We start from the raw sequence: 25136 nt of genomic DNA, 5'->3' as shown, positions 1-25136 counted from the left end.
CGTGCGCCCCTCTCACCAGAAAAGAATAACAAATTCTCTCTCAACTAAAATAAAACCGCCTAACTTTTCGCTAGGCGGTTTTATTTTAGTTAAACGCCTCTTTCAGTCGTTTCTCGATTTTGTGAATTTCTTCCACAAATAACTCATAACTCTCAGCAGTTTGGGGAATGTAAAAGCGATAGGTGAATAGCTCTCCTCCTAAACCACTGAGCGTACCTATTTTTTCATACCCTTGCGCTTTGCTATGCCAATCATCTGTGGGTTGCAAAAAGCCACCCCGTCTCTTTTCTGCGGGTATTTCACTTAAAATATGAAGATAGGTAGTCAACTGATTGTAATCATTACGGGTATCGATTTTTCGTTTGTATTTTGTGTCAATCGGTATCCCCTTATCAACAAAATCCGGATAGCGAGGGGAAGACTTTGGTTGTTTGAATAAATGCATGGTGGCTAAATCTCTTTTCCTGCCATAATGCTTCCACCCCGTAACCTTGTCAATGTATTCCTCCCACAGCCAAGCTACATCAATCACAATTCCATGAACCTGCTGATCATCATTACCAAAACCGGCTTTTTCTTCCGATAAAATTTGAATGCAAATCCGTTGCAATGAAGAGTAAGCTTCAAAATAACTATGTCTAACTGGATTTAACAGATTCTCTTGAAGTACATCTAGTCGTTTCAAGGGGGAATAACTCGCTGTTTCCTGTCGAAGCAAGCGAACATTTTCTCTGCTTTTCTTATTTTCTTGCAACAAGAAAGGATACTCCTTTTGGATCTTCTCAATAGTGTGGCGAACTAACTGAGTCAAAGGATTATCATAGCGAAACTCTCGGGTACGATAGGCTACTTTTCCTACGAAAGGAATATTACTGCGGATTTGTTGAGAAATGTCGATGGCACCTTTTACATTGGTGTCATTGTATTGTTGCTTGACATACTCTTTGTACAAGCCTTTTCCCACCGCTTTGTTCAAGTAGTAAGGAAAAAGAAACACCAACAAATCGTAGTAGGACTGTTGAGATGAACTAGCTAGCTTGTTTTCTGTCACATTGTAATGCAAAACTCGTTGCAACATATAACGTAAAAAGAAATCATCTTTCGTGAGCTGATTAGTGAAGCGGGAATGAATAGCCAACTCATCTTCCCCATCACTTAGCACCCCCACAATGTTTCCTGTCCAAGTTTTGCCATTTCTCGACTGAAAGATCAGCTTATCCGAATCAAGGTCAGCTGACTGGGATACTTGTTGGGGAAAAATGATAAAGTTTTCTTTGTCCAAACTAGCCAAGTCCCGATTTAGTAAACTGGTCACAATTGAGTGTTGAGCGATTGTTTCAGGGACTATTTGGTTATCATACAATGTTTCCAGTCTCATCTGAATCCTCCAACATAAAGTAGGCTTTACTCAAGTTCGCCAATTTTTCCGTAGCTTTATATTCTCCACGGAAATAATCTTTTAACAAAGGTGCCAATTTAGACTGCCACAGTACTTCTGTGGTTTCAGTTCCTTGATCCACTCCAATAAAATAACTAGCACCGATTTGATAATCTTCAGAAAGTCCGCCACCATTTTTACTCACAATTGCTTTGTTTAGTCGTTCCATCAATTGCTTCGTTGCTGCTTGTTTCAGCATCTTTTCTGCCGATGCTTCGGCAGTAACTTCTAAGAAAGTAAAGCGCCGTCGCATCGCAAAATCAAAAGTGTCCACAGAACGATCAATATCATTCATGGTACCGATTAGATAGACATTTTTCGGAATATAGAATTTTTCTTCAGGATTCTTATGGAGGTTCGCGTATTGCGTGTAAACTCCAGCTTTGTTGCCTCGATATCCAGGATCAAGAGAGAAAAATAGCTCTCCAAAAATTTTAGAAATTTCTCCTCGATTGATTTCATCAATAATAAAGACATAGTTTTGCAGATTTTCAGTGTTTTTTGTGGCTGGAATATATTCCTTCAGGCCAAAGTTTTGCTTTAAATGTTCCACGATTGCCTTACGATAGGCATCAAATCCTTTTTTAGGAGTTCCGGGCAATCCTCGATAGACGTTATAAACTTGGTCATGGTTTAAATATGTGGTCGTTTCAGCGGGATAAACACCTTGCATTTCATTGCGTTCATAAGCTAAAAGGTTGCGCACTGGCTTACCTGTCAATGTTGTCAGCTGATTATAACCTGTTCCTGTCCCACTGGCTTCTGTAACTGCTTCAAAAAATTTTTCCCAGGCTTCTTCAAAATTATCTTGCCCGTCCATGACTGGAACGTCCAGTGCTTGTTCCACAAAAGCTTTAAAACTTCCTGCTTTTAAAGTAAAATTCACCACGCCATCCTCGGAAGTAGTCGGCCGTAATCCTTCTACAAAATCGGTATAATCATAACTGGGGTGAAATTGGACAAAGCCAATGCGATTTTGTTCTTCTTGGCTCAGTTTATCGATAGCCGTTGTTCGTCCATTTGATACAATATCTGCCGCAACTTCTTGTGCTAAATAGGTTTTCCCTGTTCCCGGTGCCCCACGGAAAATCAGATTTTTAGCCGCAATCAGTTGGTTTGAATATGGATTTTGATAGCTTGTCATTTTTTCTTTTTCCACTCCTGTCCCATCAGTCAACACGGCATTGCGATAACTCCAAAAAATTCGACTGAGCAATTGACCATCTAATTCTTCGTGCTTTGCCAATATTCCAGTAGTAATCTTAACATTTTGCTTATAAATGCCCCCAGGATTTTCCAAGGGGGATAGCTTGCTCCAAACTTCTTGTTGATCCGGTCTTTTTTTCATATTCACTCCAGAAAACAAACGTCCTTTGGTATAAACACACAATAGCTTGGTAGTGATTGCTGCCTGATTGTAAAAAATATTGTTAGCACTAAAAGCTTCACCCGCAAAATCTTGTGAAATACCGGCATGAATAATTGCTAGTAAATCACTTTTCAATTCAGCAAACTTTTCTGGCAGCTGGCTTTCAGTAATTACTTGATTTTTTTGATCACAGTATGCTTGTTTCTTTTTGTTCCAATAAATCCCAAATTTTCCAGCACCTCTGATTCCCAAATACATCTCTGCGTACTTTCCGTTTTCCAATTCATAACAAAGCGATTTGTTCTGTCCACCTTTACCGGTAACATACTCATCAATTGTCATAGTCTGTAGCCTTTCTAAAGGCCACTCAGCCAAAAATTCTTCCGTCAACTTTCGATTCCGGATTTTCCACTCATTGGCCACTTTTAATTCTTCCTCTTTGTTTGCCAGATACCACTTTGAAAAATACTCCAAATTCACAACCATTCGTATTCCATCACCTTTTTCGTCTATTCAGTCACCTATGGATTATTTTACCACAGCTAACTTTCCTATTAATAAAAATGTAGTTATGAGCCAAAAGTTCCCCACTCCACCTTCCCAGACAAAAAAAGCCTGTCATAGCGTTTTTAAAAGCGCATGACAGGCTAGTTATTTCAAATCGTATCCCCATTAAAAATGGAATTTTTCACAATCACATAGTCCACTTTGCGAATGGCTTCTAAATCTTTGCCACCTGCATAAGAAATCGAGGACTGCAAGTCTTGCTGCATTTCGACTAAAGTGTCTTTTAAAGAACCTTTGTAAGGAATCCAAATTTTCTTGCCTTCCACATTCCGTTTTTCTCCTTTTTGAAACTCAGAAGCAGAGCCAAAGTATTCCTTGTAAACCACGCCGTCTTCTACTTTAGTGTCCCCTGGAGATTCTTCATGACCCGCAAATAAGGAACCAATCATCACCATGGTTGCTCCAAAGCGGACAGATTTAGCAATATCCCCGTGAGTCCGAATGCCGCCGTCTGCAATAATCGGTTTACGGGCAGCTTTGGCACACCAGCGTAAGGCCGCCAACTGCCAGCCACCAGTCCCAAAACCGGTTTTAATCTTGGTGATACAAACTTTCCCCGGTCCAATGCCGACTTTCGTTGCATCTGCTCCGGCGTTTTCTAATTCCCGTACGGCTTCTGGTGTCCCCACGTTTCCGGCAATGACAAAAGTATCGGGTAAGTGTTTTTTAATGTGTTGAATCATATTGATGACGCTATTTGAGTGACCGTGGGCAATGTCAATGGTGATGTAATCTGGCACCAAATTTTGTGCTGCCAGTTCTTCCACAAAGGCATATTCCCCTTCTTTTACCCCCACGCTGATGGAAGCAATCAGGTTTTGTGCCTGCATTTTACGAATAAAGGGAATCCGGCCCGCTTCATCAAAACGGTGCATGATATAAAAATAGTTATTTTCTGCCAAAAAAGTAGCAATTTTTTCATCCACAATCGTCTGCATATTTGCCGGTACTACTGGCATGCGGAAACTATGCTTGCCTAATGTCACCGTCGTATCACATTCAGAACGACTGTTCACGATACATTTATTGGGAATCAATTGGATATCTTCGTAATCAAAAACTTTCATATCAAACATGCAAACCATCCTCCGTGTTTATCACATTTAGTAAGGCATTCCATTTCAATGCCCATAGTACTGTAGCGCAGAATTTTAGAGAAAGCAATAGAATTTCCTTGCAAAATGAGTTTATTAAAGCATAATGTTCGGGTTTTACTCTTTTCATTCCCAAACTTACTGATGATTTGATGAAAAAACCGAAAATCTTGTTTTACTAAAAGAAAAGCCAAAAGAGCTTATTTCCTCCAATCTACTACTTCAACCCACAAAAAAGACCGCTCCTGAAAAAGGAATCGGTCTCATTTCAAATGTTCTTTGTAAAATTTTTAAGGCAAATCATTCCCCGCTGCTAAATAAATCCCGTACCAGTCTTCTCGGCTTAAGACGACCTCACTAGCTTTGGCGATTTCTTCAATCCGGCCTAAATTCATGGTGCCAGCAATCACTTGCATATTGGCTGGATGACGCAAAATCCACGCAGAAGCAATTCCTGTTTTCGTGGTGTGGTATTTGTCTGCCATCTCTTCTAAGACTTTATTTAATTCCGGGAACTTGTCATTGTCCACAAAGACCCCTTCAAAGAACCCGTACTGATAAGGTGACCAAGCTTGAATGGTCATGTCATTCATGCGGGAAAATTCCAAAACCCCATCATCATGATCGACACTTCTTGGATCTGTCATATTCACATGGAGACCAAAATCCACCATGCCTGTGTGCATCACGCCAAATTGCAACTGGTTAATAATCAGCGGTTGACGTACATATTTTTGCAATAATTCAATTTGACGGGAGTATTGATTGCTGACACCAAAGTATTTGACTTTGCCTGCTGCCGCCAATTGATCAAAAGCCGCCGCTACTTCTTCTGGTTCCATTAAAGTATCAGGACGGTGCAATAATAAACTATCCAAATAATCGACTTTCAAGCGTTTCAAGCTATCTTCTACAGATTGGATGATATGCTCTTTGGAAAAATCATACATCACACCAGGGACAATGCCGCATTTTGACTGTAAGAAAATATCTTCTCGTTTGTACTGGGTTTGGGCAAAGGCCTCGGCAAAAATCGTTTCACATTTTCCCCCGCCATAAATATCCGCATGGTCAAAGAAATTAATCCCGTTTGCCATGGCGGTTTCAATGACTGCCACTGGATCTTTCGCCTCCGTAATTCGCATGCAGCCTAAGATTACAGCGGGAACTCCAATCTCATTAGGGCCTAAATTGACTTGTTTCATGTTTTTTCCTCCTTCGATTGATTTCTCCTTTAGTGTAGCATAATTAAGCAAAAAGGCGTTCAAATCTCGCTGATTATCTACCGATAGAAAATCGCTATTTTCTGAATCTATCAAAAAAAACGATAATTAAGAGCATAATCTCAGTGTTATACTTCATTTATTGGTATAGTCATCACAGCAATAAAATTTTTTCAAAAAAGGACGGATTAAATATGGAAAATAACGTTAAAAATTCCCCAAAAGAGTTTTGGGCACTACTCATCATCCCCATGGAAATGATCTTAGGAAATCTATTAGGAAAAATCCCAGCTATTAAAGCAAGCCCTAATTTTTCATTAGCTCTGGTCATTTTTTTAGCAATTGTAGCTTTTTTAATTACCATCATCAGCTTTCGTAAATTTCTGGCTAGCCAATGGCGTTTGTATTGGACGAAATGGGGATGGCTGAAATTTTTAATTAATATCGGGTTAGTCTTTTTGGCCGCCCTGGTTTTAAAATGGACTCGATTTGGAATGGAAAGTTTGACTATCAGTACAAAACAACTGTTGATTTCCAGTGGTATCAATATTTTGATCACCGCAATTCCACCGTTTTTAGCCGCTTTTGCTGAAGAAATCACTTTCCGTTATTTGCTTTTTGGCAAAATCAACCAACGCACTTTGAAAGTGATTATGTTCTTTGTCTCTTCTGCTTTATTTGGTTTGGCTCACTTGGCTAACTTTAACTTTGATGTGGTTCAAACCATTCCTTATATGATTCTAGGCGGTTACTTTGCCTTGATTTACTTCTTTTACGATAATATTTGGGGTTCAATATTCACCCACTGGATGTTTAATTCCATGAATATCGTCTGGCCCGCCTTGGTCATGATTTTCCAAGGGATTACCATGAAATAACCCACTGCAATCGATGGAACACTGCTTACACCCGTACTAAACAGCAAACAAAAAGACCAGCCACTTCAGCGGAAAAATGGAAGTGGCTGGTCTTTTCAATTGTTAAGCCTATTTCAGCGCTTTTGCCCCAATGTCTTTGCGATAAAACATCTTAGGCAAGTCTGCTACAGCTAAAGTGTGATAAACTTTTTGGCGAGCTTCTGACAAAGTTTCTCCCTGTGCTTCCACTAAGAAAATCCGTCCTCCATTGGCCACCAGCTGATTTTTCTCTTCTGCTACTCCGGCATAATAAACCGCTACCTCGGAATTGGCGATTTTAGGTAGGACCATTCCTTTTTCATAAGTTCCAGGATAGCCTTCTGCCGCTACTACTACACCAAAAGTTGCCTCCTCGCTCCAAGTCAAAACCGGTTCTTCGTCTTGTAACAATGCTGTGATGATGTCTGCTAGACTGCTGGTTAAACGAGGCAGGACCACTTGGGTTTCTGGATCCCCAAAGCGAGCGTTAAATTCAATGACTTTGGCTCCTTCTTTAGTGGCGATTAAGCCGGCATACAAAATCCCGGTAAAAGGTGTGCCGTTTTTAATCATGCCTAAAGCTGCTGGTTCCAGTATTTCTGTTACCGCCTGTGCTACCATTTCCACTGGAATTTGCGGTACTGGTGAATAAGCTCCCATCCCCCCGGTATTGGGGCCTAAATCACCGTCGTAAGCTCGTTTGTGGTCTTGGGAAATCACCATGGGATAGACTTTTTCATTGCGCACAAAGGCCAACAAAGAAAATTCTTCTCCGGCTAAAAATTCTTCCACCACTACCCGAGCACCGCTGTCACCAAATTTATTGTCTTCTAACATCTCTGACAATGCCGCAATGGCTTGATCTGTCGTTTCGGCCACTACGACGCCTTTTCCGGCTGCTAGTCCATCGGCTTTGATCACAATTGGCGCACCTTGGGCGATTACATAGGCTTTGGCTGCTTCAAATTCCGTAAATGTCTGATGTTTCGCTGTAGGAATTTGATTTTTCAGCATAATTTGTTTGGCAAAGTCCTTGGAACCTTCGATTTTGGCAGCGGCTTTTTTCGGCCCAAAGGCTTTTAGTCCTGCTGCTTCAAAATCATCCACAATGCCGGCGGCTAGTGGAGCTTCTGGTCCCACAAAAGTCCAATCAATGGCTTCTTTTTGACAGAAAGTAATCAACCCTTGGTGGTCGCTTTCTTGTATCGCCACCCGTTCAATGCCATCAGTCTGCATCCCGGGATTGCCGGGAGCACAAAAGACCATACTGACTTTAGGATCATTTTTTAATTTTTTGGCGATGGCATGCTCCCGACCGCCGCTTCCTACCACGAGTAATTTCAACAATTCCCGCTCCTTTCAAAACACCCTACACTAGTTTAATGTCTAAAATGGCGCACCTTGGTGAAGACCATGGCGATCCCGGCTTCATCTGCTGCCTCAATGGAAAGCTGATCTTTGATACTGCCTCCAGGTTGCACAATGGCTTTAATCCCATGAGCCGCTGCATATTCTACGCTGTCAGCCATAGGGAAGAATGCGTCTGAGGCTAAGACTGCGCCTTCTAGTAAGCCAGCTTCTTCGGCTTGCTGAATGGCAATTTTCACTGAGCCTACCCGGTTCATTTGACCGGCACCAATGCCGGCTGTTTGATGTTCATTGGCCACCACAATGGCATTGGATTTCACGTGTTTCACGGCTTTCCAAGCAAATTCCAGGGCTTTACGCTCTTCTTTAGTAGGTTGGCGTTTGGTAACCACTTCCCAATCCTCTGCCTTTTCAGCTAGCACATCTTGGTCTTGGACTAAAAGTCCCCCTAAAACTGAAACTTTTTCACTGGCCGTACTATGATCTTTTTGACTAAAGTCTAATGTCATCAAGCGTAGGTTTTTCTTAGCACTAAGGACATCAAAAGCCGCTTCATCAAAGGAAGGGGCAATGATGATTTCCAAGAAGAGTTTGTGCATTTTTTCCGCCGTAGCCAGATCAATGGGGCGATTGGCCACTAAAATCCCGCCAAAAATGGACACTGGATCGGCAGCATAGGCGTAGTCATAAGCCGCTTCAATGGTCTCACCGGTACCGATGCCACAAGGGTTCATGTGTTTTAATGCCACCACTGTGGGTTCACTGAATTCTCTAGCAATTCGTAAAGCAGCATCCGCATCTTTAATATTGTTGTAAGACAATTCCTTGCCGTGAAGTTGTTTGGCTTGGGCAATGGAATAAGAAACCGGTAGTGCGTCTTGATAAAAAGTAGCGTTTTGATGGCTGTTTTCCCCATAGCGTAAAGATTGCTTCAAATCATAGGTCAAGGTCAATTTTTCTGGCTCTTTTTCCCCTACTAAGTCGGTTAAGTAGCCGGCAATCAACGCATCGTAAGCCGCAGTATGGCGGAAGACTTTGGCTGCTAAATATTTGCGAGTGGCTAATGTCGTGCCCCCGTTTTGTAATTCTTCTAAGACTAAGGCGTAATCAAGAGGATCCACCACTACCGCCACAGAAGCAAAGTTTTTTGCCCCCGAACGCAACATAGAAGGACCACCGATATCAATGTTTTCAATGGCATCGGCTTCCGTTACCTCTGGCTTTTCAATGGTCTCTTTAAAAGGATACAGGTTCACTACCACCACATCAATTTCGGTAATGTCATGTTTTTTCATAGCTTCCATGTGGCTAGCTAAATCCCGGCGACCTAAAAGCCCGCCGTGAATTTTTGGATGCAAAGTTTTGACCCGGCCATCCATCATTTCCGGAAAACCGGTGACTTCTTCAATGGCTAAGGTAGCGACACCAGCTTCGTCTAAGGCTTTTTTAGTTCCTCCCGTAGAAATGATTTCCAGTCCCGCTGCAACCAGACCTTTGGTAAAGTCTACTACGCCAGTTTTATCAGAAACACTAATCAGTGCACGTTTTTTCATGAATTACTCTCCTTTTTTAAACATTCGGCGATCACTTTCGGATAGAGCTGATGCTCCACTTGATGAATTTTGGCTTCTAAACTTGCTAAAGTATCGGCTTTTTCCACCAGAACTGCTTCTTGGGCTACAATCGGCCCAGTATCTAGGCCACAGTCCACATAATGCACGGTAACACCGGTGATTTTCACTCCATAGTCAAAAGCTTCTTGAATCCCGTGAAGGCCGGGAAAACTTGGCAGTAAAGAAGGATGAATATTTAAAATCCGCTTCGGAAAAGCTTCGATAATGTCTTTACTTAAAATCCGCAAGTAACCGGCTAAAATCACAAAATCAATTGCTTGTTCTTGCAATAACTCCAGTAAGGCGGCTTCATAGGCTTCCTTGCTCCCTTGTTCTTTCACCGTAAAACTAAAAGACGGGATCTGATGCTTGTTAGCTCGCTGTAAAACAAAGGCTTCGTGGTGATTGGCAAACACCATGGCTAATTCTCCGGGGATTTCCCCCGCTTCCCAAGCCTTGACAATGGCTTCAAAATTGCTTCCATTACCAGAAGCTAACACCGCAAATCTCATAGTGACCCCTTAAAGGTGATAGCCGCCGGATTTTTAGTCACTTGACCAATCTCGTAGCACACTTCCCCTAGTTTTGTCAAGTTTTCTTTTACCGCGGCAACCTTTTCTGGAGTCACAGCTAAGACCATACCGATGCCCATATTAAAGATTTCATACATTTCCATCTCTGGAATTTCGCCGTATTTTGCCAAAGCATCGAAAACTGGCAAGACTGGCCATGTGCCTAAGGTAATCTCTGCACTAAGGCCTTCTGGCAACATCCGGGGAATATTTTCCACAAAGCCGCCGCCGGTAATATGAGAAATCCCATTGACTAACTCGGCTTTGACTAATGGCAACAACGTCTCCACATAAATCCGGGTTGGGGTCAATAAAACTTCTCCCAAGGTTTGCCCCTCAAATTCTGGCAACTGACTCGTGAGGGTAAAATCATTTTGCTCAAAGAAAACTTTTCGGACTAAGGAAAAACCATTGGAATGAACCCCAGAGCTGGTAAGTCCTAATAAAACATCCCCGGCTTTGATTTTATCCCCTGTGACCAACTGGCTTTTTTCAGCAATCCCCACCGCAAAGCCTGCCAAATCATAGTCTGCTTCGTCATACATGCCCGGCATTTCTGCCGTTTCACCGCCGATTAAGGCAGCCCCAGCTTCCACACAACCACTAGCAACTCCCGCCACTACTTGTTCCAAGCGAGCCGGCACGTTTTTGCCAGTGGCAATATAATCTAGAAAATACAGCGGTTCTGCACCTTGGGCCACAATGTCATTGACACACATGGCCACACAGTCAATGCCAATGGTGTCGTGTTTGTCGGCTTGGATGGCTAGCATTAATTTCGTGCCCACCCCATCGGTACCTGAAATCAAAACCGGTTCTTTGACTGCAAATTGGCTTAAATCAAAGCAACCACCAAAGCCGCCAATGGCTCCCATGACACCGAGGCGTTCAGTTTTTTTCACATGTTTTTTGATTCGCTCCACTACTTCATAGCCGGCTTCTACATCCACTCCGGCTCTTTGATATGCGTTTGCCATGATTTTCCTCTTTTCTTAGTTAAAAAATGAGACTTTTTCTTTTAAGGAAGCCTGATATTGTTCTTCGTAATCGTACAGCGGCGTTGGATAGTCTCCGTTGAAATAAGCCATACACAAACCAGAGTAAGGTGCATCAAAATCCAACCCAATGGCTTCAATCAAGCCTTCTTCACTTAAAAAGCTTAAAGAAGCCGCCCCGATACACTCCCGAATTTCATCTACTGTGTGATTGGCGGCAATCAGTTCTTTTCTAGTCTGAATATCAATGCCGTAAAAACAAGGATATTTCAATGGTGGCGACGCAATCCGCACGTGAACTTCCAAGGCCCCGGCTTCTTTTAACAGCTGAACAATCCGTCGACTGGTCGTGCCCCGGACAATGGAATCATCCACCATAATCACTTTTTTACCGGCGACCACTCCCCGCACGGCTGAAAGCTTCATGCGCACCCCTTGTTCTCGCAATTCCTGAGTGGGCTGAATAAACGTCCGGGCGATGTATTGATTTTTTACCAAACCTTGCTCGTAAGGAATCCCTGAAGCTTCAGCATAACCACTGGCAGCAGACAGTGAAGAATTAGGTACGCCGATGACCATATCCGCATCAACTGGCGCTTCTTGAGCCAAAATCCGGCCCATGTTTTTCCGGGCGGTGTGGACATTGACACCAGCAATATTAGAATCCGGGCGGGCAAAGTAAATGTATTCCATGGAACAAATGGCGTGTTGGGTATCGGTGGTAAAGTGATCCACCGTAAAACCTTCGTCATTAATAATAATGATTTCTCCCGGCTGCACATCTCGCACAAAGTCCGCGCCGATTACTTCTAAAGCACAGGTCTCAGAAGCAATTACATAGGCGCCGTTTTTCATCTGACCAATTGCTAGCGGTCGAAAGCCATTGGCATCAAGGGCCGCTACCATGCAGTCTTCCCGCATGAGGATGTAAGCAAAGCCCCCTTGAACGGTATTTAGGGCTTCTTTTAGTTTATCTAACCAAGTCGTAGCCCGAGAACGACGAATCAAGTGCATTAAAATTTCCGTATCCGAGTTGGAATGAAAAATTGCACCATCGGCTTCTAATTCTCGTCGTAAACTTTTGGCATTGGTCAAATTGCCATTGTGGGCCAAGCCACAGGAACAATCGTAAAATTTAAAGAGAAAAGGCTGGATATTGTCCACACTGCCATTACCCGCTGTGGCATAACGCACGTGGCCAATCGCCGCATTGCCCTTTAATTTTTGCAAGTCCCGATCATCTTTAAAAACTTCTGATAATAAGCCTAAATCACGATAACCATGCAGTACTCCGGCATCATTTGAAACGATGCCGGCTCCTTCTTGCCCCCGGTGTTGCAAAGAATGCAGACCGAAATAAGTCACGCTAGACGCTTCCGGATGTCCCCACACACCGAAAATCCCACACTCTTCATTTAAACTTTTTACTTCATAAGACATGGAATGGCTTCCTCCCATAATTCCTTGGCAGTGCTAGTATTTAGACTGATTGCCCCATTATTTCCATTGATGGTAATCACACCATTGTCCACGACTTCTCCTGCCAGTACCGCTTGTGGTACCAACGCTTCAAAGGCTGCTTGATCGGCCGGTCTAACTGAAAGTACGAAGCGTGACTGGGTTTCTGAGAAGAAATTTTCTTTTGGCATGTCCAGTGTCGCTTTAAGACCAAGATTGTTTTTAAAACAACTTTCTGCTAAAGCCACGGCCAAGCCCCCTTCTGAACAGTCATGGGCACTGGCTACGACCCCTGCTTGAATGGCTTGTAACACCAAATCTTGATGGGCTTTTTCTTGGGCTAAGTCAAAGTCCATTAAACGACCTTCAATGCGCCCCAGTTGCATTTTTTGCAATTCAGAACCGTTAAAGTCTCCTCGGGTTTCCCCTAAGACATAAACCAAATCCCCACTTTCTTTAAAGTCTTGGGTGGTCACATGTGCCAATTCTTTAACCAGACCCACCATGCCGATCATCGGTGTTGGGTAAATCGCTTTGCCGTCTGTTTCATTGTACATGGATACATTCCCGGAAATTACCGGCGTGTTCAATGTGCGACAAGCTTCCGCTAACCCGTCTGCCGAAGTCCACAATTCCCAGAAGCCTTCAGGTTTGTCTGGAGAACCGTAGTTTAAACAGTCAGTAATGGCTAAGGGTTGTCCGCCACTAGCCACGATATTACGAGCCGCTTCCGCTACTGCAATTTGACCGCCGATTTCAGGATTCAAATAAAGATAGCGAGCATTGCAGTCGGTGGTCATGGCTAAAGCTTTATTGGTTCCCCGTACCCGCAAAACTGCTGCATCAGAGCCGGGTAAAACTACCGTATTGGTGCGCACTTGAGCGTCATAGGTTTCGTAAATTGATTTTTTCGAAGCAATGGTTGGTTGTTGCAATAACGCGATAAAAGTCGCCGTAGCATCATTTACCACCGGCTTGAAATCTTTCATCGCCGCAAATTCTTTAATCCGTGCCGGCTCTGTGTATTCTTTGTAATAAGTTGGCGCATCTTCTGCCAAAGCATCCACAGGCAAGTTTGCCACTTCCACACCTTTGTGATACAAACGGTATTGCCCGTCATCCGTTACCTCCCCAATGGTTACCGCGTCTAAATCGTATTTATGGAAGAGTTCCACCACTTGGTCTTCGGCACCTTTTTTAACACAGATCAACATCCGTTCTTGGGATTCTGAGAGCATCATTTCGTAAGGTGTCATGCCGGTTTCCCGTTGAGGCACATCGTCTAAGTACAATTTCAAACCGGAACCAGCTTTTGAAGCCATTTCGGAACTAGAAGAAACCAATCCCGCAGCCCCCATGTCTTGAATCCCCACTAAGATGTCGCTGTGGTCTAAAATCAATTCCAAACAAGCTTCCAACAAGAGTTTTTCCATAAAAGGATCCCCTACTTGGACTGCTGAACGCTGTTGTTCTTCCCCTTCTGAAAATTCTTCTGAAGCAAACGTCGCCCCGTGAATTCCGTCCCGGCCGGTTTTCGCCCCCACGTACATAATGGCGTTGCCCACACCTTTTGCTTGGCCTTTTTGAATGTCTTTGTGGTCAATCAAGCCGACACACATGGCATTAACTAATGGATTGCCGGCATAGCAAGGATCAAAAGCGACTTCTCCGCCTACTGTGGGAATGCCGATACAGTTGCCGTAACCAGAAATTCCGGCAACCACTTCTTCTACTAAGTATTTGGTACGATCATTATCTAATTCCCCAAAACGCAGAGAGTCTAGTACCGCAATGGGACGCGCCCCCATGGAAAAGATATCCCGGATAATGCCGCCGACACCGGTTGCTGCCCCTTCATAAGGTTCCACAGCAGAAGGGTGGTTGTGGCTTTCTGCTTTAAAGACCACCGCTTGTCCGTCGCCGATATCGACAATTCCGGCACCTTCACCAGGTCCTTGTAAGACTTGGGGACCTTCAGTAGGAAACTTGCGTAAAACCGGTTTGGAATTTTTATAAGAACAATGCTCACTCCACATTACCGAAAACAAACCAGTTTCCGTGTAGTTTGGCAAACGATTTAAAATATCTTCTGAAATCATGCGATATTCTTCATCGGTTAAGCCCCATTGTGCATAAATTCGTTGATCTTTGATTTCTTGAGGTGTTGGTTCTAAGTTCGTCATTTGGTCACAGACACCTTTCCAAAGTTTTTCAAAATTGAAGCAAAGAAACGCTTGCCGTCAGCAGAGCCTAATAACTCTTCCATCGCTCGTTCCGGATGGGGCATCATCCCCAAAACATTGCCTTGTTTATTGACGATACCTGCAATATTTTCCATACTGCCGTTAATGTCTTCTTCATAAGTAAAGACGATTTGATTGTTGGCTTTTAATTCTGCTAACGTTTCTTCGTCACAAATATAATTTCCTTCTCCGTGAGCTACCGGAATTTGAATCACTTCATTTTCGGCGTATTCGCTGGTAAAGTTCGTTTGATTGTTCACCACTTTTAAGGGTGTGGTTTTGCAAATAAAATGTAAGGACTTGTTTCGAATCAAAGCCCCCGGTAACAGTCCTGCTTCTGTTAAAACTTGGAACCCATTACAGGTGCCAAAGACTGGTTTGCCTTCTTTGGCAAAGCGGATAACTTCGGCCATAATCGGTGAAAAACGGGCAATGGCGCCACAACGAAGATAATCCCCGTAAGAAAAGCCCCCAGGCAACAAGACCCCATCAAAACCTTCCAGACTTGTGGCATCGTGACGGACATATTCCGCCTCGGCTCCCATAATCTCTTGAATTGCCCATAACATATCCATGTCACAGTTGGATCCAGGAAAGACAATCACTGCAAATTTCATTTTAGGCTTCCTCCATCTCCAGGATTTCAAAACGATAGGTTTCCATATTGACGTTGGCTAATAATTTATCACAGACCGCTTCAATCATTTCTTCTACCGGACGATCTGATTTTGCCACTTTGATTTCAAAGTATTTGCCAATGCGGATTTCCTCAATTTCCTCATAGCCCATCCGATGCACAGCACCTTTAACGGCTTCTCCTTGAGGGTCCAAAACTGATTCTTTGTACGTTACATAGACTTTTACGAAATACATGATGAAATTCCTTTCTCTAATGGGTTATTTGCTTAAGCGAGCCAATACTTCTTGATACACGGGAACCAAATCCCCTAAATCACGACGGTAGATGTCTTTGTCTAAATGACTGTTTGTCTTCATATCCCACAGACGGCAAGTATCCGGTGAGATTTCATCCGCTAATAAAATCGTGCCAGCCGGTGTGCGTCCCACTTCAATTTTAAAGTCGATTAATTTGATGTCTGCTTTGGCAAAGAGTTTGATCAATGCTTGATTGACTTTACGCGCCAAGTTTTTGATGACTTTAATCTCTTCTTTTTCTGCAATTTCTAGGGCCAATACATGATCGTCATTAATGAAAGGATCATCGAGACGATCTTCTTTGTAATAAAACTCCACAACGGGAAACGGTAAGCTGGTGCCTTCAGGAATATCCAAGCGTTTGGAAAAACTTCCCGCCGCCGTGTTCCGAACCACCACCTCTAAGGGAATGATGGACACTGAATTGACCAATTGTTCGGTTTTTGAAATCTTTTCGATAAAATGAGAAGGAATTTCTTCGGCTTTTAGGGCTTCAAAAATTAAAGAAGTGATTTGATTGTTTAGTTCTCCTTTGCCCACAACCACATCCTTTTTTACACCGTTTAGGGCAGTGGCTTGATCCAGATACTCCACCCACAAGACTCCTGGTTGGTCAGTCTTAAATAGTTTTTTTGCTTTCCCTTCATAGAGCAATTCCTGTTTTTCCATGACGCACCTCTTTTAGAATTAACGAACCTTACATAAACCCGCTTAATCGTTCGTCTTTTTATCACATTTATTGTAACAAGCCCAAATTTAGCGGTCAATAAAATTCTTGATATTGTTCTCACAAACCGCAGTTATCGTTCGTGTTTTAAACGGACACAAAAAAGCCGAGAATAAATTCTCGGCTACTTTCTATCGCTTATTTTCGACAAGCATTTCTCCTGATTAAAAAGGTAAGGCACGCACATGCCACTTTGGTACAAGATTTTTCTTAGCGATTCAAACTTGCTCCGCCACCTGCTTGCATCACATTACGGATTTCACTTTCAGAGACCAAATTCAAATCCCCTTGAATGGTTAATTTCAGCACACTTGCTGCAATGGCAAAGTTAATCATTTCTTGGTCGTCAAATTCATGCAACACACCATGAACCAATCCCGCACCAAAGGCATCCCCAGCTGCTACCCCTTCCATCACGTGCATTTGATAGACGGGGCTTTCACTAAATTCACCATTTTGCAATAACAAGCCCATCCAACGGCTGTCTTCTACTGAATGAATGTCTCGCAAGACACTGGCTACGGTTTGGCAACGAGGATAGCGTCGTGTCACTTCTAGCATTCCTTTTTTAAAGCTTTCTTTTTGGCTGATGCCAGTTGCCATATTACCATCGAAGGCTTTAATTCCTAGAGCCGCTTCAAAGTCTTCGTCGTTGGCGATACAAATGGATACATAGTGCATTAAGCGATCCATAACTTTTTGAGCCGTCTTCGCAGACCACATTTTCCCACGATAGTTCAAATCACAGACTACAGGAATCTCATGGGCCACACAATATTCACAAGCATCCACTACCGCTTGTTCCGTTTCTGGGGAAATTGCCGGCGTAATCCCGGAAAAATAAAACATCCCCACGTCTTTTAACAAGTTTTCCCAGTTAAATTCACTGGCCTTAACTTTCGCCAAGGCACTATCTTTTCGGTCATAGACCACGTTAGTCGAACGAACGCTGGCACCTTTTTCAAAGAAATAAATTCCTAGGCGGCCTGCTCCTCGTAAAACTTTACTTGCATCTACACCGTAACGTCGCAAAGTGCCTACCGCCGCATCCCCTAGTAAATTATCAGGGAACTTACTCAAGTATTGGCTGTCATTGCCTAATAAAGCCAAAGACACCGCCACATTCGCCTCAGCACCACCATAGGCTGCCTCAAAAGAATTCGCTTGTAAAATCCGCTCATTGGCTTCTGGTTTCAAGCGCAACATCATTTCACCGAAAGTTAAAACTTTCATTCAAAACATCTCCTTAAATCTCTTCACTACCTTTAGTAGTATAGCACAAAGGAAATAACTGGACTAAAATTTCTTGATCCTTTCATGAAGCGTTTACAAACGACTTTTTTTCTGCTATATTACCATTGTAAAGGTGAAAGCTTAGGAGGATTTTCGTATGCTAGAAAAATCAGTAACCATTGAAAGTTTTTTAAGTGCCCTTTCCCCAGAAGACAAACGGCAGTTGCTTAATGATCTTTTAGCAGTGGCAGAAGTCTATCGCCAAAATAAGAACCGCTCTTTTTATACTTTGCACAAGCTTAAAATGCACCGGCATCCCGTGGAATGTCGCAAGCGAACCTTGCAATACCGCAACCAACACAATGATGAGTTGGTAATCACCCAAACTCACGAGCAACATCTCTTTAAAAATCGTTACCATTTTAAAGTGTACTTTAATTTTGAAGAACGGGACTTTTCCTTTGTGGAAGCCCTCTTATACGCCTTGCGTCAAGAGCTGGCTCCTTCTTATCATCAAGTCCTCTATGCTTAATAAATCAAAAACATGCTGTGACAATAGTTGGGTCACCGTCCTACGAACCGAACAATACCAAACGTGAGACGCAAGCAAAAGAAGGGTATCTTCCATTAAAAATCATTGGAAGATACCCTTCTTTTCATTGCTAAAAATCTTAAACGCTGCCTAACCTTGATTTCATCAAGCTAAGGCAACGTAATTCGCTTTTTCTCTTTTCACGTATGGTAATGTTCTCTCTTCGGACTAAGCCACAAAAAATGTCACAATTTTTTATCATCCGAATCTTTTTATCAATAAAAATTAAATGTTCGTTGTATATCATTTAGGGAATACTTATGTCACGGTCCCTTTTTTAATTTTCTTGATACACTACAGAAAAAACTTCAAAAACCACCAACATCTCTTCACTAAAGACAAAGCCTTCTTCTGCGCCGCTGAATTGAAAAGCTCGACGGTGATTTTCTTGCCAAGAAGCTAAATTTTCATCTTCTCCTTCTAGGGAGCACAATTCAAAGGTCATTTCATTAAAAGGTAGAATTTCCACTCTAGTCGTTTCAATCACACCTTTGGGTACCCCATCCCAGGTGGTCACAATGGACAAATCACCTGCTTTTGGTAGTTCTTCATTGGCGTATTCATATGCCAAATAGCTAGAAGTAGTCCCAGTTTTTTGACGGGAAAGCACCAGCTCCAATAAAGAAGCGGCCAGTTCTTCGTTGTAGCCAAAGAAAAAACACTCTTTATACTCTTGCGTCTGTGCTTTATCTACAGTGCTGAGATATCTTTGCCAAAAAGCTTTTACATCATTCATTCCAAACTCCTCTTAAAAGAAAAGCCAGACCATTGTGGGCCTGGCTGATTTCTGATTTCTTATTTTTTATTCACCTAAGCCAATTCGAGCAAAAATCTCATCCACATTGCGTAAATGATAGTTGTAATCAAAGGCTTCGTCAATGTCTTCATTACTTAAAACAGCAGTAATCTGTTCGTCTTCTTCCAGTAACGGTCTAAATGCTGTTTGATGATCCCACGCAAAAGCTGTTTTAGGCTGAACCAAATCATAAGCGGCTTCTCTGGTCATGCCTTTGTCGATTAATTTCAACATCACTCGTTGGCTGTAAATCAAACCAAACGTCGCATTCATATTCCGTTTCATATTTTCAGGGAAGACCGTCAAGTTTTTGACGATATTACCAAAGCGATTCAACATATAGTTTAACAAAATCGTAGTGTCTGGTACGATGATTCGCTCTGCTGAAGAATGGGAAATATCCCGTTCATGCCACAATGGCACATCTTCATAAGCCGTTAACATATGGCCTCTAACCACGCGAGCCAAGCCACACATGTTTTCGGAACCGATTGGGTTGCGTTTATGAGGCATCGCCGAAGAACCCTTTTGTCCTTTGGCAAAGTATTCTTCCACTTCCCGAGTTTCAGATTTTTGCAACCCACGGATTTCAGTAGCAAAACGTTCAATAGACGTGGCAATCAATGCCAAAGCGGCAAAATATTCCGCGTGTAAATCCCGGGGCAAAACTTGAGTAGAAATTTCTTGGGCCCGAATGCCAAGTTTGTCACAGACATATTCTTCAATAAATGGCGGGATATTGGCAAAGGTTCCCACTGCACCAGAGATTTTGCCGGATTCCACACCACGAGCCGCATGTTCAAAGCGTTCGATATTGCGTTTCATTTCGGAATACCAAGTAGCTAATTTCAAACCAAATGTAGTCGGTTCAGCGTGAACCCCATGAGTTCGTCCCATGCAGACAGTGTATTTGTGTTCTTTGGCTTTATTGGCGATGATTTCTAAAAAGTTTTGCAAATCTTTTCGTAAAACATCGTTGGCTTGTTTTAATAAATAACCGTAAGCTGTGTCCACCACATCGGTACTGGTCAAACCATAATGCACCCATTTTCGTTCTTCGCCTAAAGACTCGGAAACTGCCCGGGTAAAGGCTACTACATCGTGGCGGGTGGATTCTTCAATTTCTAAAATTCGGTCAATGGAAAATGTCGCTTTTTCCCGAATTTTCGCCACATCTGCTTTGGGGATTTCTCCTAGTTCCGCCCAGGCTTCATCGGCTAAAATTTCCACTTCTAACCACGCTTGGTAACGATTTTGATCAGTCCAAATACTGCTCATTTCAGGTCGTGAATAACGTTCTAACATGCCAGTTCTCCTTTTAATCCCAGATTCCGGTCTGGTAGATTTCTTCTAACGTTTCATACATATCATTCGTCAAAATGGTGATATGTCCCATTTTACGTCCGGTTTTTGCTTCTTTTTTGCCGTAATAATGGAATTGCCAGTTTGGCTTCAACTCAATCAAATCATAGGTTTCTTCCAAGTGTTCCCCTAAGATATTGACCATCACCGCTTCATTTAGCAATTTCACTTTTGGCAACGGCCAGCCACAAATCCCTCGAATGTGGGCGTCGAATTGGCTCAGATTACAAGCTTCAATGGTGTAATGACCAGAATTATGAGGCCGAGGGGCTAGTTCATTGACGTAAATGCCACCGGCTTTCGTCAAAAACATCTCAATGGCCAAACAGCCCCGTAGATCTAGTGCTTGGGCGATTTGTTTGGCAATTCGTGCCGCTTCTTCCGCCACTTCTGGGGCCACTCGAGCGGGCGCAATGGTCTCATGTAAAATATTGTTTCGGTGGATATTTTCCACTACTGGAAAAGTGGTATACGTTTCTCCATTCCCCGCTACCATCACCGACAGTTCCTTTTCAAAAGGAATCCAGGCTTCCAATTCACAAGTGCCTTCTCGCAGTAAATTCATAGAAGGCGCTAAGTCAGCTGTACTGTATAAAACGTATTGTCCTTTGCCGTCATAGCCTCCTCGAGTGGTTTTCAAAACACAAGGAAAACCAATACGATCAATGGCATCTTGAATATCTGTCGGATTGATTACCACTTCATAAGGCGCAATCACTACATTATTGTCTTCTAAAAAGCTCTTTTCCAATAAACGGTCTTGGGTAATTGCCAACAAATCCGTTCCTTGAGGCACATTGGCAAAAGGCAAAATATTATTTAATGCTTCCACACTAACATTTTCAAATTCATAGGTGATGACTTCACAGCGTTTGGCCAATTCTCCTAAAGCCAAAATATCTTCATAGGCCGCCACAATATGCCAGTCCGCCACTTGAGCTGCCGGGCAATCTTCTGTGGGATCCAAAACTCCTACTCGAAAACCCATTTCTTTGGCGCTAATGGCCATCATTCGTCCTAATTGTCCCCCGCCTACGATGCCAATGACAGCACCAGGTTTTAATGCCTTAACCAAGTTGATCACTACTTTCCATTACGGTTTGGCGCATTTCTTCCCGCTTTCTGGTAAGACGCTGCGCAATATCTAAATCATACATGGAAAGCATCTGCGCCGCAAGTAGCCCGGCGTTGGTTGCGCCAGCTTTTCCAATGGCAGTGGTGGCCACCGGTACTCCCCCAGGCATTTGCACGATGGACAACAATGAATCCAAGCCGTTTAATGTTCGGGATTGCACCGGCACACCGATTACCGGCAATGTGGTTTTCGCCGCTACCATTCCCGGTAAATGAGCTGCTCCTCCAGCACCTGCGATAATGACTTTCAAGCCATTGTCTCGGGCAGTTTCCGCAAATTCAAACATTAAATCCGGAGTTCGGTGGGCAGACACCACCTTTTTTACATAAGAAATTCCTAATTCATCCAAACTTTCACAGGCATATTGCATCGTCTCCCAATCAGAAGTGCTACCCATGATGACTGCCACTTGTGCTTCCATTCCTTTACTCCTTTGCGCTCAGGCTGTTAGCCTTTAAGCTCATTGATTTGCTTTTATTTTAGCAATGGAAAAGAAAAGTGTCAAAGGAATGTCGAATGATAAAATCAATATTACATTTAATATTCGTCTTTTATCCGAATACATTTTCTTTGTCAAGAACTGTTTAGAAAGACAATCACAGTCTACAAAAAAACTGCCAGTTTCCTGACAGTTTTTTATCTAGATTGCTTCTGTTTGCCGATCTTCTAAAACGACTTCTTCCTTCACTCCATTAAAAATCAAATTCAAAACAATCGCCGCAAGAGAACTCATCACAATGCCATTTCCCGTAAACATTTGCAAAGTTTCAGGCATTTTGCCGAAAAGTTGAGGCATGACGTTAAAGCCCAGTCCGAAACCTAAAGATACCGCAATGATCAATAAGTTCTTATCATTGGTAAAGTCAGTTTTAGATAGCATGCGCATTCCTTGCACCGCCACACTACCAAACATAATCAACATCCCTCCACCTAAAACAGGTTCCGGAATGATTTGGGCCAAAGCCCCGATCTTAGGAAATAGCCCCAGAATGATTAAGAAGGCCGCCGAAAAATAAATTGGTTTTTTCGTTTTAATACCAGAAAGTTGTACCAAACCAACGTTTTGAGAAAAACCAGTATAAGGAAAGGTATTGAAAATTCCGCCGAGAACTACTGCCAAACCTTCTGCTCGATAGCCCCGTTTCAGATCATCTTCTTTAATCGGTTTGCCCACGATGTCGCCTAATGCGAAGTACACCCCAGTGGATTCCACCATGCTGACAATGGAAATGATAATCATCAATAAAATCGACCAAATATCAAAGGTCGGTTTCCCAAAGTAAAAAGGTTGTGGCACGTGAAATACCGGTGCATGACCAATGGCCGCAAAGTCCACCATACCCATAAAATAAGCCAACAAACTACCGCCGACTAAACCAATCAGCACTGAAATCGAACGGATAAATCCTTTGGCAAAGACTTGCACGCCGATGATTAAAGCGATGGTTACAAAGGCCAAAATCAAATTATTCGGATCCCCAAAGCTTGTTGCAGTCGCATCCCCACCGCCCATTTTTGTAATGGCAACGGGAATTAAGGTCAATCCGATGACTGTAATTACTGTGCCGGTCACTAGTGGTGGGAATAATTTTTTAATTTTGGAAAAGACGCCTGCGATTAATACTACGAAAACCCCTGCCGCAATAATCGAGCCGTACATAGCGCCGACCCCTTTGTCACTACCAATTAAAATCAAAGGAGCTACCGCTTGAATGGCACAGCCTAAGACAACGGGTAAGCCGATACCGAAAAATTTATTCACCGTCAATTGCAACAGTGTAGCAATGCCACACATAAAAATATCAATGGAAATCAAATAGGTCATTTGAGTTTCGTTAAAGCCTAAGCCTGTGCCAATTAATAAAGGTACCGCCACAGCTCCGGCGTACATAGCCAATAAATGTTGCAAACCTAGTACGGCTGCTTTTCCTGTCTGATTTTCCTTCACTTACGCATCCTCCTCCAAAAACTCCACGTTCCCCGCTGACAATGATTTAATTCGAGCTAATGAGACCACTTTTAAGCCCATTTGTTCTAACAATTCCCGACCATCTTGGAAGGATTTTTCGATTACAATGCCGATTCCTTCCACGTGAGCGCCGGCTTGGCGACACAATTCGATTAATCCTTTGGCCGCTTGACCGTTGGCTAAGAAATCATCCACAATTAGCACATTGTCTTCTTCGGATAAGAACTTCCGCGAGATGGAAATCGTGCTCGTAACTTGTTTAGTAAAGGAATAAACGTCTGCAGTTAGTAATTCTTCATTCATGGTTAAACTTTTAGATTTTCTAGCAAAAACCATGGGGACTTGCAAATATTGGGCCGCATATAATGCAGGAGCAATTCCTGATGCTTCAATAGTCACTACTTTGGTGATTTTCGCTTCCGCAAAGACTTTGGCAAAAGCCCGGCCGATTTGTTCCATTAAAACTGGGTCTACTTGGTGGGTCACAAAACTATCCACTTTCAAGACACCTTCGCCTAAAACGCGGCCATCCGCTTTAATGCGTTCTGTTAATTCCTTCATTTTTGACACTCCTTCATTATTTATAAAAAAACACAGATTCACTTTTTACGGGTCGCAAAAAAGTGTCTGTGCACGTTTTTGCTTATAGTCCGATATTTACGGTATCGGGTAGAGACTGTCGACCAATTACGACGATATATAAGCAGTATCCAATATTTCCCGCAAATTAGGCAGGTATTTATGATGGAAAGTATAACACCCTCCCTGAAAAGTCGCAACAGATTTTCATCATTTTTTCAGGATTTTACTTCCTTAATTGAAACTTTACAACACGAACGTTTGTTTGTATAATGAAGATAACAAAAGTCTGTTTTCTGGATTTATAAGGAGGTTGGCCCCATGACAACAAAACAAGGTCAAATCAAAAAAATCAAACTGATTGCCACAGATCCTCCCTTAGTCTATTTTCAATTAGAAGAAGAGCATTGCTTAATTGCGCGTCACGTCTTAAACTTCTTTTCAGAAGCAAAGCCGGGCATGAAAGCCATAATCTGGGGTCACGTCAATGCTCGGGGACAGTTTATAGTCAGGGGTTATCGACTTTTTGGCAAAACTCAACTGATGGTAGACTTTGAGTTAAGTCCTTATCCTAGTCGCAATGGAGGGAGTCATTGATGAAAGCTAGCGAACTTTTAACCGCTTTAACCTTACCGCAAAAAAAGCAAAACTTACAAGGCATTGCCCAATACCACAAACAGCGTATGCTGCCGATCACCCGGATTCAGCAACAAGAAATCGGGTTGATTTTTATCTCCGAAATCCGCACAGCCCCATTGTCAATGAAAGACTTATTGACCATTTTAATGACCCATCGCAGACTGTCCCTTTATTTACAAACGCCCCATAACGAAGTGAAGCCAATTTACGGCTTTAAAGAACAAGACCAACAGATTATCCTTTAATCGTGAACTTAAAAGGGACCGTGACATAAGTATTCCCTAAATGATAAACAACGAACATTTAATTTTTATTGATAAAAAAGATTCGGA

General features: G+C 42.7%; 24 protein-coding genes and 1 riboswitch. Of the genes, 4 read left to right on the top strand and 20 right to left on the bottom strand.

Going from position 1 to position 25136, the window contains the following annotated elements:
• Positions 1-85: 85 nt before the first annotated feature.
• From AB5754_RS04645 to AB5754_RS04630, 4 genes are all read right to left on the bottom strand, one after another.
• The gene (locus AB5754_RS04645; RefSeq protein WP_368251707.1) at positions 86-1378 is read right to left on the bottom strand and encodes a guanosine 5'-monophosphate oxidoreductase; all 1293 of its coding nucleotides are present in this window, start codon (positions 1376-1378) and stop codon (positions 86-88) included.
• The gene (locus tag AB5754_RS04640; RefSeq protein ID WP_311833368.1) at positions 1356-3230 is read right to left on the bottom strand and encodes an AAA family ATPase; all 1875 of its coding nucleotides are present in this window, start codon (positions 3228-3230) and stop codon (positions 1356-1358) included. Before AB5754_RS04640 ends, AB5754_RS04645 begins: the two co-directional genes overlap by 23 nt.
• Before the next feature lie 233 nt (positions 3231-3463).
• On the bottom strand, positions 3464-4441 hold the full coding sequence (gene guaC, locus AB5754_RS04635) for a GMP reductase (RefSeq protein WP_311833398.1): 978 nt from the start codon (positions 4439-4441) through the stop codon (positions 3464-3466).
• Positions 4442-4758: 317 nt separating this feature from the next.
• On the bottom strand, positions 4759-5673 hold the full coding sequence (locus AB5754_RS04630) for an aldo/keto reductase family oxidoreductase (protein ID WP_368251706.1): 915 nt from the start codon (positions 5671-5673) through the stop codon (positions 4759-4761).
• 212 nt (positions 5674-5885) lie between these two features.
• On the opposite strand from AB5754_RS04630, the gene AB5754_RS04625 reads away from it, so the two are divergent.
• Entirely contained in the window at positions 5886-6569 is a 684-nt protein-coding gene (locus AB5754_RS04625; RefSeq protein ID WP_368259483.1) for a lysostaphin resistance A-like protein, read from the top strand.
• Between the two features lie 108 nt (positions 6570-6677).
• Here AB5754_RS04625 and purD read toward each other — a convergent pair whose 3' ends face one another.
• The 10 genes from purD to AB5754_RS04575 form a co-directional block, all read right to left on the bottom strand.
• Positions 6678-7931 carry a phosphoribosylamine--glycine ligase gene (gene purD / locus AB5754_RS04620; RefSeq protein WP_368251704.1) on the bottom strand — a complete coding sequence of 418 codons (1254 nt, stop codon included), beginning with the start codon at positions 7929-7931 and terminating at the stop codon, positions 6678-6680.
• 35 nt (positions 7932-7966) lie between these two features.
• A complete protein-coding gene (gene purH, locus AB5754_RS04615; protein ID WP_368251703.1) occupies positions 7967-9508 on the bottom strand; it encodes a bifunctional phosphoribosylaminoimidazolecarboxamide formyltransferase/IMP cyclohydrolase in 1542 nt (513 codons plus the stop codon).
• Positions 9505-10080: a phosphoribosylglycinamide formyltransferase gene (gene purN / locus AB5754_RS04610; RefSeq protein ID WP_368251702.1), complete on the bottom strand. Its 576-nt coding sequence runs from the start codon at positions 10078-10080 to the stop codon at positions 9505-9507. The genes purH and purN overlap by 4 nt, the downstream gene beginning before the upstream one ends.
• Positions 10077-11117: a phosphoribosylformylglycinamidine cyclo-ligase gene (gene purM / locus AB5754_RS04605; protein WP_368251701.1), complete on the bottom strand. Its 1041-nt coding sequence runs from the start codon at positions 11115-11117 to the stop codon at positions 10077-10079. The genes purN and purM overlap by 4 nt, the downstream gene beginning before the upstream one ends.
• Positions 11118-11132: 15 nt before the next feature.
• Positions 11133-12575 carry an amidophosphoribosyltransferase gene (gene purF, locus AB5754_RS04600; RefSeq protein ID WP_368251700.1) on the bottom strand — a complete coding sequence of 481 codons (1443 nt, stop codon included), beginning with the start codon at positions 12573-12575 and terminating at the stop codon, positions 11133-11135.
• Positions 12560-14776 carry a phosphoribosylformylglycinamidine synthase subunit PurL gene (gene purL / locus AB5754_RS04595; protein ID WP_368251699.1) on the bottom strand — a complete coding sequence of 739 codons (2217 nt, stop codon included), beginning with the start codon at positions 14774-14776 and terminating at the stop codon, positions 12560-12562. Before purL ends, purF begins: the two co-directional genes overlap by 16 nt.
• Positions 14773-15453: a phosphoribosylformylglycinamidine synthase subunit PurQ gene (gene purQ, locus AB5754_RS04590; protein ID WP_368251698.1), complete on the bottom strand. Its 681-nt coding sequence runs from the start codon at positions 15451-15453 to the stop codon at positions 14773-14775. The genes purL and purQ overlap by 4 nt, the downstream gene beginning before the upstream one ends.
• A gap of 1 nt (position 15454) precedes the next feature.
• Positions 15455-15709: a phosphoribosylformylglycinamidine synthase subunit PurS gene (gene purS / locus AB5754_RS04585; RefSeq protein ID WP_010753564.1), complete on the bottom strand. Its 255-nt coding sequence runs from the start codon at positions 15707-15709 to the stop codon at positions 15455-15457.
• A gap of 24 nt (positions 15710-15733) precedes the next feature.
• Positions 15734-16441, bottom strand: coding sequence for a phosphoribosylaminoimidazolesuccinocarboxamide synthase (gene purC, locus AB5754_RS04580; protein ID WP_368251697.1), 708 nt, complete (start codon positions 16439-16441; stop codon positions 15734-15736).
• A gap of 268 nt (positions 16442-16709) precedes the next feature.
• The gene (locus AB5754_RS04575) at positions 16710-17732 is read right to left on the bottom strand and encodes a sugar kinase (RefSeq protein ID WP_368251696.1); all 1023 of its coding nucleotides are present in this window, start codon (positions 17730-17732) and stop codon (positions 16710-16712) included.
• A gap of 157 nt (positions 17733-17889) precedes the next feature.
• Here AB5754_RS04575 and AB5754_RS04570 point away from each other — a divergent pair, with 157 nt between their 5' ends.
• Positions 17890-18264 carry a hypothetical protein gene (locus AB5754_RS04570; RefSeq protein WP_368251695.1) on the top strand — a complete coding sequence of 125 codons (375 nt, stop codon included), beginning with the start codon at positions 17890-17892 and terminating at the stop codon, positions 18262-18264.
• Positions 18265-18601: 337 nt separating this feature from the next.
• Here the strand turns inward: AB5754_RS04570 and AB5754_RS04565 are convergent, their stop codons facing one another.
• The 6 genes from AB5754_RS04565 to AB5754_RS04540 all read right to left on the bottom strand — a co-directional run bounded on the left by AB5754_RS04565 (position 18602) and on the right by AB5754_RS04540 (position 24147).
• Complete coding sequence (locus tag AB5754_RS04565) at positions 18602-19060, bottom strand: ASCH domain-containing protein (RefSeq protein ID WP_368251694.1); 459 nt, start codon at positions 19058-19060, stop codon at positions 18602-18604.
• A 66-nt stretch (positions 19061-19126) separates the two neighbouring features.
• On the bottom strand, positions 19127-20425 hold the full coding sequence (gene purB / locus AB5754_RS04560) for an adenylosuccinate lyase (RefSeq protein WP_368251693.1): 1299 nt from the start codon (positions 20423-20425) through the stop codon (positions 19127-19129).
• A gap of 13 nt (positions 20426-20438) precedes the next feature.
• Positions 20439-21566 carry a 5-(carboxyamino)imidazole ribonucleotide synthase gene (gene purK, locus AB5754_RS04555; protein WP_311833353.1) on the bottom strand — a complete coding sequence of 376 codons (1128 nt, stop codon included), beginning with the start codon at positions 21564-21566 and terminating at the stop codon, positions 20439-20441.
• Positions 21550-22038, bottom strand: coding sequence for a 5-(carboxyamino)imidazole ribonucleotide mutase (gene purE / locus AB5754_RS04550; RefSeq protein ID WP_368251692.1), 489 nt, complete (start codon positions 22036-22038; stop codon positions 21550-21552). The genes purK and purE overlap by 17 nt, the downstream gene beginning before the upstream one ends.
• A gap of 219 nt (positions 22039-22257) precedes the next feature.
• Positions 22258-23565 carry a nucleobase:cation symporter-2 family protein gene (locus AB5754_RS04545; protein WP_368251691.1) on the bottom strand — a complete coding sequence of 436 codons (1308 nt, stop codon included), beginning with the start codon at positions 23563-23565 and terminating at the stop codon, positions 22258-22260.
• The gene (locus tag AB5754_RS04540) at positions 23566-24147 is read right to left on the bottom strand and encodes a xanthine phosphoribosyltransferase (RefSeq protein WP_311833350.1); all 582 of its coding nucleotides are present in this window, start codon (positions 24145-24147) and stop codon (positions 23566-23568) included.
• A gap of 65 nt (positions 24148-24212) precedes the next feature.
• A riboswitch (purine riboswitch) is annotated at positions 24213-24309 on the bottom strand.
• Between the two features lie 177 nt (positions 24310-24486).
• On the opposite strand from AB5754_RS04540, the gene AB5754_RS04535 reads away from it, so the two are divergent.
• On the top strand, positions 24487-24762 hold the full coding sequence (locus tag AB5754_RS04535; protein ID WP_368251690.1) for a hypothetical protein: 276 nt from the start codon (positions 24487-24489) through the stop codon (positions 24760-24762).
• On the top strand, positions 24762-25049 hold the full coding sequence (locus tag AB5754_RS04530; protein WP_368251689.1) for a hypothetical protein: 288 nt from the start codon (positions 24762-24764) through the stop codon (positions 25047-25049). The genes AB5754_RS04535 and AB5754_RS04530 overlap by 1 nt, the downstream gene beginning before the upstream one ends.
• Positions 25050-25136: the final 87 nt, after the last annotated feature.

The sequence above is a fragment of the Enterococcus sp. 2201sp1_2201st1_C11_2201SCRN_220225 genome (assembly GCF_040925905.1).
Classification (GTDB): domain Bacteria; phylum Bacillota; class Bacilli; order Lactobacillales; family Enterococcaceae; genus Enterococcus_C; species Enterococcus_C asini_A.
This window is presented reverse-complemented; position numbering and strand designations above follow the sequence as displayed.

Excerpts from the sequence above, each read along its gene's own strand:
- purE (WP_368251692.1), bottom strand. The coding sequence starts at position 22,038 with ATGGAAGCACAAGTGGCAGTCATCATGGGTAGCACTTCTGATTGGGAG.
- purN (WP_368251702.1), bottom strand. The coding sequence starts at position 10,080 with ATGAGATTTGCGGTGTTAGCTTCTGGTAATGGAAGCAATTTTGAAGCC.
- purL (WP_368251699.1), bottom strand. The coding sequence starts at position 14,776 with ATGACGAACTTAGAACCAACACCTCAAGAAATCAAAGATCAACGAATT.
- AB5754_RS04565 (WP_368251694.1), bottom strand. The coding sequence starts at position 19,060 with ATGAATGATGTAAAAGCTTTTTGGCAAAGATATCTCAGCACTGTAGAT.
- purQ (WP_368251698.1), bottom strand. The coding sequence starts at position 15,453 with ATGAAATTTGCAGTGATTGTCTTTCCTGGATCCAACTGTGACATGGAT.
- purM (WP_368251701.1), bottom strand. The coding sequence starts at position 11,117 with ATGGCAAACGCATATCAAAGAGCCGGAGTGGATGTAGAAGCCGGCTAT.
- purB (WP_368251693.1), bottom strand. The coding sequence starts at position 20,425 with ATGTTAGAACGTTATTCACGACCTGAAATGAGCAGTATTTGGACTGAT.
- purS (WP_010753564.1), bottom strand. The coding sequence starts at position 15,709 with ATGTATTTCGTAAAAGTCTATGTAACGTACAAAGAATCAGTTTTGGAC.
- AB5754_RS04645 (WP_368251707.1), bottom strand. The coding sequence starts at position 1,378 with ATGAGACTGGAAACATTGTATGATAACCAAATAGTCCCTGAAACAATC.
- AB5754_RS04535 (WP_368251690.1), top strand. The coding sequence starts at position 24,487 with ATGACAACAAAACAAGGTCAAATCAAAAAAATCAAACTGATTGCCACA.
- AB5754_RS04540 (WP_311833350.1), bottom strand. The coding sequence starts at position 24,147 with ATGAAGGAATTAACAGAACGCATTAAAGCGGATGGCCGCGTTTTAGGC.
- purH (WP_368251703.1), bottom strand. The coding sequence starts at position 9,508 with ATGAAAAAACGTGCACTGATTAGTGTTTCTGATAAAACTGGCGTAGTA.
- AB5754_RS04625 (WP_368259483.1), top strand. The coding sequence starts at position 5,886 with ATGGAAAATAACGTTAAAAATTCCCCAAAAGAGTTTTGGGCACTACTC.
- AB5754_RS04630 (WP_368251706.1), bottom strand. The coding sequence starts at position 5,673 with ATGAAACAAGTCAATTTAGGCCCTAATGAGATTGGAGTTCCCGCTGTA.
- purF (WP_368251700.1), bottom strand. The coding sequence starts at position 12,575 with ATGTCTTATGAAGTAAAAAGTTTAAATGAAGAGTGTGGGATTTTCGGT.
- AB5754_RS04575 (WP_368251696.1), bottom strand. The coding sequence starts at position 17,732 with ATGAAAGTTTTAACTTTCGGTGAAATGATGTTGCGCTTGAAACCAGAA.
- AB5754_RS04570 (WP_368251695.1), top strand. The coding sequence starts at position 17,890 with ATGCTAGAAAAATCAGTAACCATTGAAAGTTTTTTAAGTGCCCTTTCC.
- guaC (WP_311833398.1), bottom strand. The coding sequence starts at position 4,441 with ATGAAAGTTTTTGATTACGAAGATATCCAATTGATTCCCAATAAATGT.
- AB5754_RS04530 (WP_368251689.1), top strand. The coding sequence starts at position 24,762 with ATGAAAGCTAGCGAACTTTTAACCGCTTTAACCTTACCGCAAAAAAAG.
- purC (WP_368251697.1), bottom strand. The coding sequence starts at position 16,441 with ATGGAAAAACAGGAATTGCTCTATGAAGGGAAAGCAAAAAAACTATTT.